This window comes from Asticcacaulis sp. YBE204 (genome assembly GCF_000495855.1).
Lineage (GTDB): Bacteria > Pseudomonadota > Alphaproteobacteria > Caulobacterales > Caulobacteraceae > Asticcacaulis.
Genome location: NZ_AWGF01000005.1, coordinates 274,633 through 287,875, shown reverse-complemented (window position 1 = coordinate 287,875; position 13,243 = coordinate 274,633). Strand labels below are relative to the sequence as shown.

15 protein-coding genes and 1 pseudogene are annotated in these 13,243 nt (G+C 57.3%); 7 read left to right on the top strand and 9 right to left on the bottom strand.

Annotation, left to right across the window (positions count from 1 at the left end; all coding sequences use genetic code 11):
* Positions 1–1,974, top strand: a complete 1,974-nt coding sequence (gene ligD / locus AEYBE204_RS30755) for a DNA ligase D (protein ID WP_023462379.1) — start codon at positions 1–3, stop codon at positions 1,972–1,974.
* A 76-nt stretch (positions 1,975–2,050) separates the two neighbouring features.
* The gene (locus AEYBE204_RS30750; protein ID WP_023462378.1) at positions 2,051–2,527 is read left to right on the top strand and encodes a hypothetical protein; all 477 of its coding nucleotides are present in this window, start codon (positions 2,051–2,053) and stop codon (positions 2,525–2,527) included.
* 57 nt (positions 2,528–2,584) lie between these two features.
* Here the strand turns inward: AEYBE204_RS30750 and xth are convergent, their stop codons facing one another.
* On the bottom strand, positions 2,585–3,376 hold the full coding sequence (gene xth / locus AEYBE204_RS30745) for an exodeoxyribonuclease III (RefSeq protein ID WP_023462377.1): 792 nt from the start codon (positions 3,374–3,376) through the stop codon (positions 2,585–2,587).
* A 52-nt stretch (positions 3,377–3,428) separates the two neighbouring features.
* On the bottom strand, positions 3,429–3,797 hold the full coding sequence (locus tag AEYBE204_RS40000) for a hypothetical protein (RefSeq protein ID WP_155908364.1): 369 nt from the start codon (positions 3,795–3,797) through the stop codon (positions 3,429–3,431).
* Positions 3,798–3,897: 100 nt separating this feature from the next.
* On the opposite strand from AEYBE204_RS40000, the gene AEYBE204_RS40725 reads away from it, so the two are divergent.
* Together AEYBE204_RS40725 and AEYBE204_RS30735 are read left to right on the top strand one after the other, a co-directional pair.
* Positions 3,898–4,266, top strand: a complete 369-nt coding sequence (locus AEYBE204_RS40725) for a hypothetical protein (RefSeq protein ID WP_200862176.1) — start codon at positions 3,898–3,900, stop codon at positions 4,264–4,266.
* Positions 4,267–4,612: 346 nt separating this feature from the next.
* A complete protein-coding gene (locus AEYBE204_RS30735) occupies positions 4,613–5,065 on the top strand; it encodes a DUF1810 domain-containing protein (protein WP_023462374.1) in 453 nt (150 codons plus the stop codon).
* Between the two features lie 47 nt (positions 5,066–5,112).
* Here AEYBE204_RS30735 and AEYBE204_RS39540 read toward each other — a convergent pair whose 3' ends face one another.
* From AEYBE204_RS39540 to AEYBE204_RS30720, 3 genes are all read right to left on the bottom strand, one after another.
* Positions 5,113–7,944, bottom strand: a complete 2,832-nt coding sequence (locus AEYBE204_RS39540; RefSeq protein WP_081724656.1) for a PAS domain-containing protein — start codon at positions 7,942–7,944, stop codon at positions 5,113–5,115.
* A 35-nt stretch (positions 7,945–7,979) separates the two neighbouring features.
* Positions 7,980–8,288 carry a helix-turn-helix domain-containing protein gene (locus AEYBE204_RS30730; RefSeq protein ID WP_052019411.1) on the bottom strand — a complete coding sequence of 103 codons (309 nt, stop codon included), beginning with the start codon at positions 8,286–8,288 and terminating at the stop codon, positions 7,980–7,982.
* A gap of 502 nt (positions 8,289–8,790) precedes the next feature.
* A complete protein-coding gene (locus AEYBE204_RS30720) occupies positions 8,791–9,024 on the bottom strand; it encodes a hypothetical protein (protein WP_023462370.1) in 234 nt (77 codons plus the stop codon).
* Positions 9,025–9,399: 375 nt separating this feature from the next.
* Between AEYBE204_RS30720 and AEYBE204_RS30715 the strand changes: the two genes are divergently transcribed.
* Positions 9,400–10,101: an SOS response-associated peptidase gene (locus tag AEYBE204_RS30715; protein WP_031230585.1), complete on the top strand. Its 702-nt coding sequence runs from the start codon at positions 9,400–9,402 to the stop codon at positions 10,099–10,101.
* Positions 10,102–10,295: 194 nt separating this feature from the next.
* On the opposite strand, the gene AEYBE204_RS30710 is transcribed toward AEYBE204_RS30715, so the two are convergent.
* The 4 genes and pseudogenes from AEYBE204_RS30710 to AEYBE204_RS41095 form a co-directional block, all read right to left on the bottom strand.
* A complete protein-coding gene (locus AEYBE204_RS30710) occupies positions 10,296–10,739 on the bottom strand; it encodes a hypothetical protein (protein ID WP_023462368.1) in 444 nt (147 codons plus the stop codon).
* 12 nt (positions 10,740–10,751) lie between these two features.
* A complete protein-coding gene (locus tag AEYBE204_RS30705) occupies positions 10,752–11,087 on the bottom strand; it encodes a hypothetical protein (protein ID WP_023462367.1) in 336 nt (111 codons plus the stop codon).
* Between the two features lie 204 nt (positions 11,088–11,291).
* Positions 11,292–11,732: a hypothetical protein gene (locus AEYBE204_RS40870; RefSeq protein WP_235068164.1), complete on the bottom strand. Its 441-nt coding sequence runs from the start codon at positions 11,730–11,732 to the stop codon at positions 11,292–11,294.
* A gap of 109 nt (positions 11,733–11,841) precedes the next feature.
* Positions 11,842–12,018, bottom strand: a pseudogene (locus AEYBE204_RS41095) (LuxR C-terminal-related transcriptional regulator); the annotation flags it as partial.
* A 292-nt stretch (positions 12,019–12,310) separates the two neighbouring features.
* Between AEYBE204_RS41095 and AEYBE204_RS30695 the strand changes: the two are divergent.
* Complete coding sequence (locus AEYBE204_RS30695; RefSeq protein ID WP_155908362.1) at positions 12,311–12,796, top strand: hypothetical protein; 486 nt, start codon at positions 12,311–12,313, stop codon at positions 12,794–12,796.
* 220 nt (positions 12,797–13,016) lie between these two features.
* Entirely contained in the window at positions 13,017–13,217 is a 201-nt protein-coding gene (locus AEYBE204_RS40335) for a hypothetical protein (protein WP_155908360.1), read from the top strand.
* The last annotated feature ends 26 nt before the right edge of the window (positions 13,218–13,243 follow it).

Genomic DNA, 13,243 nt, shown 5'->3' with positions numbered 1-13,243 from the left:
ATGGATGACCAGGGGTATCGGCGTAAAGCAAGGACGACGGCAACGCTTGAATTTCGCGAACTCGAACTCGCCACCCTAGCGGACGCCGTGCCCAGAGGACCGGACTGGGTTCATGAGGTCAAGTTCGATGGGTACCGGACCTTGACCGTAATCGAGGCGGGCAAGGTGACGATGTACTCCCGGTCCGGCCTCGACTGGACGCCGAAGTACCGGGACATCGCCAAACGTCTCACGGCGCTGAAGATCGACAATGCCATTCTCGACGGCGAGATTGTCGCCCTGAACGACCAGGGCGCCTCCAGCTTTTCCCGGTTGAAGGCCGAACTGTCTGCGGGTCGAAGCGACGAGCTGCAATATTACGTCTTCGATCTGCTGGTGCTGAATGGTGAGGACCTGACGGCTTTCCCTTTGTTGGACCGCAAGACGCGGCTTGAGAAGCTCATTCAAACCGCCGATTTCCAAAACCACGTCATCTACAGTGAGCATTTTGCTGAGAATAAGAACTTCCTGCCGCACCTGTGCAGCCTCGATATGGAAGGTATCATCTCCAAACGGATCGACGCGCCCTACCGTGGCGGTCGTGGCAAGACGTGGCTGAAGGTCAAATGCCATAAGCGCCAGGAGTTCGTCATCGTCGGCTTCACCGAGTCGACGCACGCCGGTCGCGGGTTTCGCTCCTTGTTGCTGGGCTACTACGACGGCTCCACGCTTAAATTCGCGGGCAAGGTCGGGACGGGCTTCAACAGCGACACCCTCGTCGACATTCGCAAAAAGCTCAACGCGCTCAAGGTCGTCCCGAAACCCATTAGCAAACTGCCCCCGGACGTAGGTCACGGGACCTGGGTTGAGCCGACCCTTGTCTGTGAAGTGGAATTTACAGAATGGACGCCGGAAGGCCGTTTGCGCCATCCGTCTTTCCAGGGCATGCGCGAAGATAAGCCCGCCAAGGGCCTCGGGCGTGATAAGGCGGTGCCCGTCAAAGCGGCCATCAAGGCCGCCGAAGCCGAGGTGAAGGCAGAGTCCGTGGCCCCGAAGCCTCGTCATCCGTCGGCACCGCTCAAATCTACCGATCGCGTCGATGTCGGCGGGATTGGCATTTCGCATCCGGCACGCGTGGTCTTTCCGGGGCTGGGGATCACCAAGTTGGAACTGGCGCAATTCTACGAACGTATTACGGATCGTATCCTGCCGCATATCGCTAACCGGCCCCTGTCAATCGTCCGGGCGCCCGACAATGTCGATGGCCAGCAGTTCTTCCAGCGTCACCTGCCCGAACGCGGCGGGCTGAAACATGTTGAAGCGGTTGAAGTGCCGGTCAAGGATCGTACCGAAGCGTACATGCAGATCACCGACAGCCAAGGTCTTTTGGCGCTGGTGCAATGGGGCGGGATCGAGTTCCATCCGTGGGGCAGCCACTCGGATCGACCTACGCTCCCCGACCGCATGATCTTCGACCTTGACCCCGACCCGGAAGCACCGTGGGAAAACGTTATTGATGGCGCGGCAGAGGTCCGTGACCGCATGGCTGAGTTCGGTCTCCAGAGCTTCCTGAAAACGACCGGTGGCAAGGGTCTGCATGTCGTCGTGCCCATGACCCCTAAGTACGGATGGCCAGCGATCAAGGCCTTCACACGCGCCATTGCCGAGTCGATGGCCACTGACAGTCCGACCCGCTTCATCGCCAATATGAGCAAGGCGAAGCGGAAGGGCCGCATCTTCATCGACTATCTCCGCAACGACCTCACCTCTACGGCGGCCGCAGCCTTCTCCGTCCGGGCGCGACCCGGTGCCGGTGTTTCCACTCCATTGTTCTGGAAGGAACTGACGCCAATGCTCATTCCGGGCGACTACACGATGCACACGCTTCAGGATCGGCTAAAAAAACAAAAGACCGATCCATGGGCCGACTATTTCGAAATAAAGCAAAGCCTTCGACCGGAAATCCTGAAAGCACTCAAAATAGCGGTTGAGTAACCTTTCTTCTGGGATACGATACCAGAAAACGGGAGGTTAGAAATTGCGATCCGTCATACTGGGCATAGCTGCGGCTATGCTGCTGTTTGCGCCAGCACACACCGAAGGCGTCACCAGCAGGATTTATATCGTCGACGCCAACCTGATCGGTAAATCCGGGACTGGTTTGTGGCGTCCGACGCCGGACGATGCGCAGACCGCGAACATAGCTTTGAAAAAGTATCTATTGGGACCCAAACGGCCAGGCGCCATGACAAATGCCGAATCCTGGAATGACCTGTTCCGGCAGCCCATCGGCGAACATCTGACAGACTACGTCTTGCAGATGGCCGGTGTCCGCAAATCCTCCCACGGACGTTTCTACGAGACTGATGGCGACGGACCCAAGCAGATCTTAATTGCAGGTGTGTGCAAAGAAGAAGCAGCGGACATGAAGCTTGATACCTACAAGACCATCGTGCTCGTGGCCGATGGCGGTAAGTGTTTTTTCGACGCCGTATACGACCTGACGGAAGACCGGATCACCTATTTTGCTATTCACGGCATGGCCTGACGATACCGTCGTCACCCAAACGAAAATACCAGAGAATCTCCCGTCAAAATTCTCGTTTCATTTTTTTGTCCGTTTTGGCTCGGTCAGCTCGATCCATACCGGTGCATGATCGCTGGTCCCTTCCCAGCCGCGCACGTGGCGGTCGACCTCCGCCCGTTTCAGCCGTTTCGCAAGATCAGGCGTCAACAGGAGATGGTCGATGCGCAAGCCAGCGTCGCGAGGCCAGCGCTGGCGTTTGTAGTCCCAGAAGGTATAGATGGTTTCATCCGGATGCAGGTGCCGCACGGCATCGGTCCAACCCTGACCCTCCAGATCGGCGAAGGCCTCACGCACTTCGATGCGGAACAAAGCATCGTCGCGCCAGCGCTCCGGCGCATAGACGTCGAGGTCTGTCGGCATGACATTGTAGTCCCCGGCCAAAACGACCGGCGCGCCCGATGCCAGTAATTCCGACGCTCGTGCTTTCAGCCGCTCGAACCAGCGCAGCTTGTAGTCGAACTTGGTGCCGGGATAGGGGTTGCCGTTCGGTAGGTAGAGGCAGCCGATCAGCACGCCATTGACGGCCGCCTCTATATATCGGCTCTGCACGTCGTCCTCTTCGCCGGCCAGACCGCGGTGCGTTTCGATCGGCTCCTGACCGCGGGCGAGAATGGCCACGCCATTCCAGCTCTTCTGACCGTGAAAGACGACGCCGTAGCCAGCGGCTTCAACCGCCCTGCGGGGAAATTTAACGTTGGGGCTTTTAAGCTCCTGAAGGCAAACGGCGTCCGGCTCTGCCTCTCCCAGCCACCGTAAAAGCAGGTCGAGGCGGCCATTAATGCCATTGATGTTAAATGTCGCGATCTTCATGCGCATAGCCTGCGCGCAACCGGCATAAATGCGAAAGACGGAAGTTTGCCGATCAAGCGGACTCTGCCACGGCGTCCTGCTGGCAACTTATCAGCACGTCCATGGCTTGGCTGAACGAAAGGGTGGATGCGGCTTCCGGCAGATCGAAATACTCACCCTCGAAGTCGTCAGAGACCCACTTCTCCGCCTTCAGCCACCGCAGTGTCGACGCATCCTGAACCACCTCTTTGCGGTCCGCCTTAGTCATAGCGCGGCTCTCCCAGGCATCGATCAGCTTGTTAACGCGATTTAACATGGCGGTCAGGGTACCGAGCGCGCAGGCGCGGCCTTTGACGATGGTCTCCGGGTGAAGCCTGAGCGCCGCGATCATGGCCGTCAGTCGCTGTTTATACAGGCGTAAGGGTTCGGGATTCAGGCTCATCGTTCGCTCCGCAGACCAGTCATCCGACCTAATCTCAATCAACGGCTTGGCAAGGCCGACATTTCGGTTTTCACTCATCTGCCCACAGGAAGGACAGCCGATGTGTAATTTATATGCCATGACCCGCAACGCGGAAGCGATCCACGCCCTCGCCCGCGTGCTAAAATGGTCCGTCGGGAACCTGCTGTTGTTCGAAGGCATCTTCCCCAATGGGTTCGGGCCGATCGTCAGAAACATCGAAGATCGTCGGGAACTGGCCATGGCGCACTGGAGAATGTCCACATCTCCGAAATTCCTCGAATGGAAGCCCTGCGATACCGGCGTCACCAATATCCGCACGACGACCTCCCCCTCACTGGCGTCGCTGGCTAAACGATCAGCAGTACCGGTGCCTCGTCCCTTTCACCAGCTTCAGCGAGTCCGATCAGGCATCGGGCTCGAAAGTCATCAACTGGTTCGTGCTCGATGACGACCGACCGCTTCTGTTCTTTGCCGGGATATGGGTGCCAAACTGGATTTCCGTGCGCAAGGTACAAGGACGGTGAAACCACGGACGATCTCTATGCGTTTCAAACCACGGACGCCAATCTGAAGGTGGGGGCCATTCATCCGAAGGCAATGCGGGTCATCTTGACAACCGAAGCTGAACGCGAACTCTGGATGAAAGGGTCATGGACCGAGGTTCAGCAGCTTCAGCGACCGCTCCCGGACAACCCCCTGAAAATCGTCGCGACCGGCCGTAAAAAAGATGGCCCTCATTGTCAAGGGGATGACGCACCGCCCCCTCCGTCACCCGCCGCGCGAGGGTCTCTGTTTTGAGCGGACCCGAACATGATCCCTACCATCTGACGCGGTTTCTTCATGCCCAGGATCAGGTCTACGGTACGGTGCTCGACGAGTTGACAAACGGCCACAAGGAAAGTCATTGGATGTGGTTCATATTCCCGCAGTTGCGCGGCCTCGGACAGTCGAACATGGCGCAATTTTTCGGGATATCGGGCCTTGAGGAGGCGCGCGCCTATCTGGCGCATCCAAAGCTTGGGCCGCGCCTCCACGTCACGACGCAGCTCGCCATCGACGCCCCAGCGGAAAATATCCTGACGCTGTTCGGCTCACCCGATGATATGAAATTTCGCTCGTCGATGACGCTGTTCGCCCAGGCCGCTGGTCCGCAAGTGCCGTATAGCGAAGTGTTTGAGGACGCTTTACGCAAACGGTGCAGCAGCCAGAGGGACGACCGGACCCTGCAGATCTTATCCGAGGTGTGACGATCTCGTCCCCGACAAACCGTTTAGGGCTTTTCCGGCTGAAAGCGTCAGGCGAGTACGGCTTGAAGGTCCTCTAGACGGTAGGGCTTGGACACGTACGCGTTCATGCCAGACTCCAGACACAGGTCCCGATCCCCGACCGTCGCGTGGGCGGTCACCCCGACTATGTAGGCTGACAAACCACCCGCTTCGGCTTCGAAGGCACGTATTTGTCGCGTCGTGTCAAAGCCGTTCATGATGGGCATCTGAACATCCATCAGTATGACGGGATAGACCCCGGCCTTGACCTTTTCCAGCGCTTCAAACCCGTTGGTCGCGACAACTACAGCATATCCCAGCGATTCCAGGTAATACTGTGCCACGACCACGTTGGGCTCATAGTCCTCGACAATGAGGACCTGTCGCAATGCGTCGCTAACGGCTGACACCGGTGCGATCTCGCTTGTAGGGTTAGTCTGCTCACCACCCGTTACCAGAGGCAGCGAAACGGTAAAACGCGTGCCCTCGCCGAACCGGCTGGAAATCTCGATGCGTCCCCCCATCATTTCGATCAGACTGCGCGTGATGGACAGGCCGAGACCCGTGCCGCCGAAGCGACGGGTGATCGTCGTGTCCGCCTGCATGAACTTCTCGAAGATGGTGTCAAGCTTATCCTCGGCAATGCCGATGCCCGTGTCTTGTACCGTCAGTCGCACCTGAACCAGGTTGGCTACCGGCGTCGCCTCACAGTCGACGTGGATTTCGACGCTACCCTTTTCCGTGAACTTGATAGCGTTGCTGACGAGGTTGAGTCCTATCTGTCGCAGCCGTGTCGGGTCGCCTTTGACTGTCGATACCTGAGCCAGATCCCCGAACAGACCGATCGAGAGGCCCTTCTCCGTCGCTTTCACTTTGAGGATGGTGACCACATCCTCAAGCACGGCGCCGAGATCAAACTGAGCGGCTTCAAGATCGATGCTGCCCGCCTCGATCTTGGAGATGTCGAGGAGGTCGTCGATCAGATCCATGAGCGAATCCGCACTGGTCGTGAGCGTGTGGACGTAGGCCTGCTGTTTGTTCGTTAGGTTCGTGCTCATACCCATGATCGTCGTCAGGCCGATAATAGCGTTCATCGGCGTGCGAATCTCGTGGCTCATATTGGCGAGAAACTCGGATTTTGCGACGTTGGCTGCCTCCGCGCGCCGACGGGCATCAATGAGTTCCTGAATATCGGTGCAGGTGCCGTACCACTTACTGATGGCGCCATCGGCACCCCGAACGCATTCGGCGCGTCCCAGCGCCCAGCGGTAGACACCGTCGGCCCGTCGCAAGCGGTACTCTATCTCGTAAGGCTCACCGGTGACCAGCGAATGATGCCATCGCTCCCAGGCCCGGGCCTGATCGTCGGGATGAAACAGGTCGTTCCAGCCCTCGCCATCGGTCGAGCCCTGCGGCACTCCCGTATAGTCGTACCAGCGGCGGTTATAATACTCGTGGTAGCCATCCGGCCGCGTGACCCAGATCATCTGATTGATCGAGTCGGCCATGTCGCGAAACCGTTGCTCACTGTCGCGTAGTTCGCGCGAGACGCGCGACCGCTCAATCGATTCCCAGCTCCGGGATGCGACGGTTTTAACCAGATCGATTTCAGCCTCACGCCAGCGACGCGGATGTAGACCATGGATGGCCATGGCGGCGACGAAGCGGCCACCCTTATGCAGGGGGACGCAGATGACCGATCGGATGCCGGTCTGGCGATAGGCGTCGATCACCGCCGCGCACCGCAGGTCGGTTTCTGAATCCTCAACCACATAGGGCTCATTCAAAAGCATCCGGTGAAGGCAGTCTTCACCAAACTGGTCGAAGCGGTAGCGGCCGACGATACTGGCGACGCCCCGATTGAAGTCACCTGTCAGGTTGAATGTGTTTTGATCGTCTTCGACGTCCGCATAGGCGCAGCGATTGACATCGAGGAACTCGCCCAGCCCTTGCGCGGTGGCGTGGGTGATACTCTCGGCACCTTCAAGCGTGCGCAACCTGTTGTCCAGCGCTACGAGGAAGGTATCGTGTGCCTCATCGGATTCCTGATCGGTGACGTCGCGATGGACACCGACCCATTCTCGGATTTCGCCAGTTTCACCGTGAACCGGGATGGCACGTATCGCAAAGGAGCGCCACTCATCTTTGTAGACTGCAGTTCTAACGCGATGCTTAAAAACAAAGGGCCGGTGTTCTCGTACCGCAGCGTTCCACTCGTCAATGGTGGGTTGCGCATCGTCAGGATGAACGGCATCCGCCCATCCGTAGCCTTGGTATTCTTCGTAGCGCTGGCCGGTCAGCGCCGCCCATCCCGGTTGTTCACCCGACATGTGGCCCTGAGCATCATTGGTCCACAACACCCCACTGACCGCGTCGATTGCCGATCGAAAACGAGCCTCGCTGGCTTCGAGTGCGATGGCGGCTATCCTGCGGTCGTGAATGTCTGTCACGGTGCCGACATAGCCCAGCCATTCATCCGTTTCGGAGAAATGCGGACGGCCCGCATCGATCGCCCAATGGAAGGTGCCGTCCGTCTGCCTAAGCCGGTATTCGAGTTCGAAGGGTTCGCGCCGTGTGGCCGCGTCCATAAACAGACGCCCGGACCATTCCATATCTTCGGGATGCACGGCACTCAACCAGCCCATGCCGAGCGCCTCGGCCTCGGTTTGCCCCGTCATCTGGTACCAGGCACGGCTCAGATAGACGCAGGCATGCTCTGCGTCCGTCACCCAGGAAACAGCCGGTGAAGTATCGGCGAAGGATTTGAACGCGTTAAGCCAGATCGGCGGTACAGTTGTCATCCGTCGGTTATGGCACACCCAGAGAAATCGGAAAGCCGTGGGCAAAGGATTTTTGACCATACCTCAAATTTTTCGCGTCATCCCATCCGGCTCTTTCAGTCGTCGACCAAAGACTTGACCCGGTCCAGCACTTGACGGCGCTGTCGCGCGGAGGTGATCCGCGGAAAGGCCTCTGCCAGTTCGATGCCCTCGCCCGTGTTCAGAAAAGCCTGGACGGCGGACTCGCCTGAGGAAATGCCCTCAGCGGCTGAGGCCTCTTCACCCTCGTGAAGCCCCTCGAAAAAATAGGGCACTGGGACCTTGAGCGCCCACGCGGCCTGATAGATTTTTGAGGCACTGATACGGTTCGATCCGCGCTCGTACTTCTGCACCTGCTGGAAAGTCAGGCCCAGATGTTCAGCCAGACCTTCTGGCTGACCGCGGGTCGGGAAGGGGTGTTAAGAAGTGGTTCCAACCGATTTCTTGAGATCGAAACTGGTGTAGCCTAGGCGTCATTACGTCTCACTTATCGAGATACAGGCAAAGACAAATAGTAAACGCTTAAGCATGTCTTGTATACAATTCCAAAGTTGAAGCACAAACTTGAGCGGCCCCGGATGCTTGTAGATATTTCGAACCGTTTAGCCCGACTGGTGGCCGTGAACGACGTGCTGGGGCTCCAAACCGACGAAGAATGCCGACGGGCTCTGGGGTTTATCCTGCTGGAACGACTTAAGCAGGGCCAAGGTGTAGGGCACTGTGGCGGCGTGGCTAAGTTTGCCCTGTTTCCTGCCCGATACCAGCGAGAGGTTGCGCTGATGACGGTGACGTGGCCTCGCGCCGATTGGGGGTCGCCCAGTGCGTGGTCCGAACGGTTTTACGACTGATCCGAAGTAAATGCGCGCAGCCCAAAATGGCAGGCGTGGCCTATGCCACCGCGCTCGTCTGAGCCGCTTCAAGCGCTCTGACGGCATCCGTTAAGTCCAGTCGGGTCCCGGCTTCAGGGATATCGAAATAGACCCCTTCGAAATCGCTCACAATCGAACGATCCTCACGCAGCCAGCGTAAGGTCGAGCCATCGCGCTCCACCTCATTACGGTCGATCGCCAACATGGCGCGGGTTTCCCAATCCGCTATTAGCTTTTCGATCCGTTTCTGCATAGCCGCCAACGTCCCCAGAGCGCAGGCGCGTCCTTTGACAAGGGGTTAGGGCAGCGCGTGCATTGCCGTCGTCAATGAGGCCAGACGACGTTGATACAGGCGAAGTGCATCAGATTCGAGGCTCATGGCGGATTCCTACAGCCAGTTGGGGCGATGCCGTGTGATTGCCATGCGTATCAGAGGTTTGGCAAGATGCCTTGCTTAGGCTTCGCTCGTTCACCCACAGGAAGACTGAACATGTGTAATCTGTTGTCTGATTGCGATCCATCCGATAAGCCCCTTTTCCACATACCCAAGCGACCGGTTTTCGACCCTTAATGCCCGGCTTGCGCACATATTGAATTTCGGAGATGATCGCCCGATAGGGAGGCGCAGGTGTGCAATTTATATAGCCAGACCAAGGCCGCTGAAGGCATTCGAGCCGCAGCGAAGGCCATGATCGATAAGACCGGCAACCTGCCCTACCTACCGGGCATCTTCCCGGATTATATGGCTCCCGTTGTCCGTAACGGCACCGACGGCCGCGAGCTGGTGATAGCACGGTGGGGTCTGCCCTCGCCGGCCTTTGCGCTTCAGGGTAAAAACGCGGACGGCGGCGTAACCAATATCCGCAACACCGCATCGTCCCACTGGCGCCGCTGGCTGGGCACAGACAATCGGTGCCTCGTCCCCTTCACCAGTTTCTGCGAGCCGAACCAGGCGGATGGCTCCAAAATCAACACTTGGTTTGCCTTCGACGACACGCGTCCTCAAGCCTTCTTCGCCGGCGTGTGGGTGCCTCAATGGACGTCAGTGCGTAAGGTCAAGGAAGGCGAGAGCACCAACGATCTCTTTGCCTTCCTGACGACAGACCCAAACACCGAGGTCAAGTCCGTGCACCCCAAGGCCATGCCGGTGATCCTGTCTACCGACGAGGAGCTGGATATCTGGCTTAATGCCCCATGGGCCGAGGCCCAGCATCTGCAACGCCCGATGCCGGATGGGAGCCTGACGATCGTGAAGACGGGTCCAAAGAAAGACGACGTCAATGAGGATCAGATCGCCGAAGCCCTGCCGCTACAAGCGGGGCTGTTCTGAACGCAGATCGAGGCCAGATTGACGCGATGGTTTTCAGCCTCTGCACTTTCCTTGCGCTCTGAGTACCGGTCCACAAGGTAGTCGGCCGCGTCGCGCGTCAGGAGGGAGTATAGAAGCCGCTATCCAGGCCCGTCTGCCTAAACTGATCGAGCCCCGGGATCAGCTCTAACCCCGAGCACCGGCACAATAGCCATTCAGGCTGAGTTTTGAATTCGCAGCGCCGTTTTGCGTAGGTGCTCACATTCCCAAACGGCGACGCCGAACGATAGCCCCACCCCGTAGCCTCCCATCAAGCCCATGGTGGTGATGTAGGCGAAATAACCGAAGGTTGGCACGAAATCGGCCGCGAAGTGTGAGAGCACAGTGGCCAGCATACAGGCGGTCAAAAACAACGGCCAGATACGGCGGCTTTTCAAGGCGATCCAATAGCAAAACACGGTGACGGACGCATCGAGCAACAGCGTCGCCAGCCCCGGATCGTAGTGGCTGTTAGCGAGGTGCGGTGTTATAACCCATGCGATGAAAACGACGATAGCGGCGGACCTTTCGGCCCAACCGCCCCGCCATATTGCCAGTCCACCGCATGTCCAAAACAGGAGCCTCGCGGACCAGACCCAGACTAGATGCCAAAATTCCATGGCACCTTTCTATCAAGCGGCCTCGGTAGGTTGCAACTCACCTGTCGTCTTGATGGGCTTGTCGTTGTCGGCACCCACCATGACGGTACGGCAACCGATCAGGGTTTTAAAGTCATTGAGCTCATTGTGAGCGATCACGAATTTCCGACGCGCGGCGAAAAGCGTGATAAGCCCATCTTCGATAGAGTCGAGCGCCGTCTGGCCGGAGACCGCCGACAATCCCGTTGCCATGCGCATGCGCAGGAGATGCGCGGTAAATTCGTTCGCTTCGATCAGAGACTTGTCGATCGAATTTTCGAGTGACTTAAGGCTCTCAGCGCCGGCGATAACGGCATCGGATCGTTTCATAGGTTTGCCTTCCTGATGAGAAAGCCGGCTCTTGTTTCCGGCTGGGTGGGGCGCCCAGCCGGATTGATTATCCCGTCTGGCCGCTGATTTCGCGCATGGCGTGAATGATCCCGACAAGGCCGAGCAAGGCACCGCCTATGATGAAGACGATGAGAAGCGTCAGGCCGCAGATCAGCAACGCCAGTTCAACAGGGTTGAGGTTCTTTAACCAGGTTCGGAAGGTTCCGGGTCGACCAGCCAAGTGGTCATCGCCACGAAACTCGATCCGATCCCTTCCTGATCGTATTGCAGGGCCAGAGACTTGAGCGTGTCCAAGGTATCGTTCACTTCCGAGATCTTGGTAGGATGCGCCAGCTCCGTCCAGACTGCGGACAGGTCCAGCCATGCCATCGTAAAGTGCTTGTCGGTCCGCTTCGGGCTCGCGTTGATCAGGCAAGCTGTTATCGCGACGATGGCGAGCGACAAGGGTTTCGGATCGGCTGTCGCCCCCAGTCGTCTGAGGATTGTTATCAGGTCGGTCACCTGTCCCCGATAGCTCGGGTGACTCAAGGCCAGCCAGGCGATTTCCAGTTCGTCCCAACTCATTGTGAGGGAGGATCTGGTCAGAGCTTCCATAAGCATCGTGTTGAAATTGTTTATGTTCATGACCCCATCCTGCCGCATCGGATGCAGGGCTTGAAACCCTCTTTGGAGGAGACCCTCCTTCAAGAAGGAGGGCTTGCTCTTGTTCGTACGCCATCAACATGAGCGCGGCTTCGCGCGTCGTGGCCGCGTCCAGACGGTGACGGGCTTGCTCAGTATGGCTTTTAACTGTGGTGATGCTGATGCCTAGCTCACGGGCGACGTGCTTGGCCTGCATATGCTTTCCGACGAGACGCAGAATCTCTTTTTGACGTTCGGAAAGACTTTCAATGCGAGAGTTGAACGGCATATGGCCCTCTAATCTGCCCTCTAACATTGTAAGGAGAAAACGGGTTAACTACAACTTACATGTCACAATCAATGTGGGAATGGACATTTCAGGCGTGTCACAATCTTAGCACACCCCTCGCCTGCCTATCGCTTCCTTAATTTTTCCGCTGACCGTCCCGTCTGAATTGTTGAATTAACCATCCTTGCTTCCGACTTGCTAACACCATTGCCCTAACCTCTGATTGTGGAGGCGCGGTGTGATGCAATCTGGGGCTATTAGGTCAGTGGGGACCGGCAGGCTGGTATTTCTTGTGAACACAGATCTGAAGGTCATAGTTATACGACCAATTGGGTATTTGTCGGCTGAGCGGCTAATTGACAACCTGTGCGATCGCTTACTGGCAACGCAAGAGGTGTGGCGCTTCAATCGCCTTATAGATATTCGTCGTTTCGAGGGTGAATTGGAGGCGCGAGATGTCGAGAAACTGGCAAGGCAGTGGCGCTCTATACGCGGAAACCATCGATCATTCGCACACATGGCCATTCTGCGCCTGGAGCGACCCTACCGCCTCTATCAGGCGGGCCCATTATCGGGTTTTCCCGATGAAACGATCTGCCGCTTCTCCGATTTTCAGGAGGCGATGACATGGCTGACGACAGACGAACGGATTGGCTATCTGAAAAGCCTTAAGGTGCGGGCTGAAGCCTGTGAGGCAGTATCTTCAGCCCGGCGAACGCGAAACACCCCAACGACAGAGACTGAAATCGAATTCGCTAAAATTCCTTACGATGCGTAACAACACCCAGTCCATCGCCTTAAAGTTATGAGTTTTAAGATGGTCTTATCTTCCCTCCGCTTCGAGGTTTGGGGCATTCAGATGCTATCGGGCAAGTCAAGCCGCTCGTCGTCCTTATTGGGTGATTACGAAACGAAATTTGCGCATAAGTTTGGTAAATTGAGATTAACCAACGCCTGCGATACAAGACATTGTTTTGTAATTGTAGCGTAGAGTATTCATGACCCGCCAAGACCGTGCCCTCAATACTATTTTTGGTCAAATAGAACTTCTCCAATCATTAGCTATTGCTGGCGGAGACACCCAACTCGCACACGACCTTGGTACGGTACTCAGTATGGCACTCGAACGGTACTGCGAACGACAACGATTGAAGCTGGAGAACGACCTGCTTGTGCCATTAAATCAAAAAGTGGCGTAGCTAGAACCGCAGCCTTCGAAGACTAG

What these genes read in the sequence shown, in the direction of transcription:
- AEYBE204_RS30720 (WP_023462370.1), bottom strand. Translation starts at nt 9,024, where the DNA reads ATGCAGAAACGGATCGAAAAGCTAATAGCGGATTGGGAAACCCGCGCC.
- AEYBE204_RS30710 (WP_023462368.1), bottom strand. Translation starts at nt 10,739, where the DNA reads ATGGAATTTTGGCATCTAGTCTGGGTCTGGTCCGCGAGGCTCCTGTTT.
- AEYBE204_RS30750 (WP_023462378.1), top strand. Translation starts at nt 2,051, where the DNA reads ATGCTGCTGTTTGCGCCAGCACACACCGAAGGCGTCACCAGCAGGATT.
- xth (WP_023462377.1), bottom strand. Translation starts at nt 3,376, where the DNA reads ATGAAGATCGCGACATTTAACATCAATGGCATTAATGGCCGCCTCGAC.
- AEYBE204_RS40335 (WP_155908360.1), top strand. Translation starts at nt 13,017, where the DNA reads ATGACCCGCCAAGACCGTGCCCTCAATACTATTTTTGGTCAAATAGAA.
- ligD (WP_023462379.1), top strand. Translation starts at nt 1, where the DNA reads ATGGATGACCAGGGGTATCGGCGTAAAGCAAGGACGACGGCAACGCTT.
- AEYBE204_RS40000 (WP_155908364.1), bottom strand. Translation starts at nt 3,797, where the DNA reads ATGAGCCTGAATCCCGAACCCTTACGCCTGTATAAACAGCGACTGACG.
- AEYBE204_RS40725 (WP_200862176.1), top strand. Translation starts at nt 3,898, where the DNA reads ATGTGTAATTTATATGCCATGACCCGCAACGCGGAAGCGATCCACGCC.
- AEYBE204_RS40870 (WP_235068164.1), bottom strand. Translation starts at nt 11,732, where the DNA reads ATGAACATAAACAATTTCAACACGATGCTTATGGAAGCTCTGACCAGA.
- AEYBE204_RS30705 (WP_023462367.1), bottom strand. Translation starts at nt 11,087, where the DNA reads ATGAAACGATCCGATGCCGTTATCGCCGGCGCTGAGAGCCTTAAGTCA.
- AEYBE204_RS39540 (WP_081724656.1), bottom strand. Translation starts at nt 7,944, where the DNA reads ATGGTCAAAAATCCTTTGCCCACGGCTTTCCGATTTCTCTGGGTGTGC.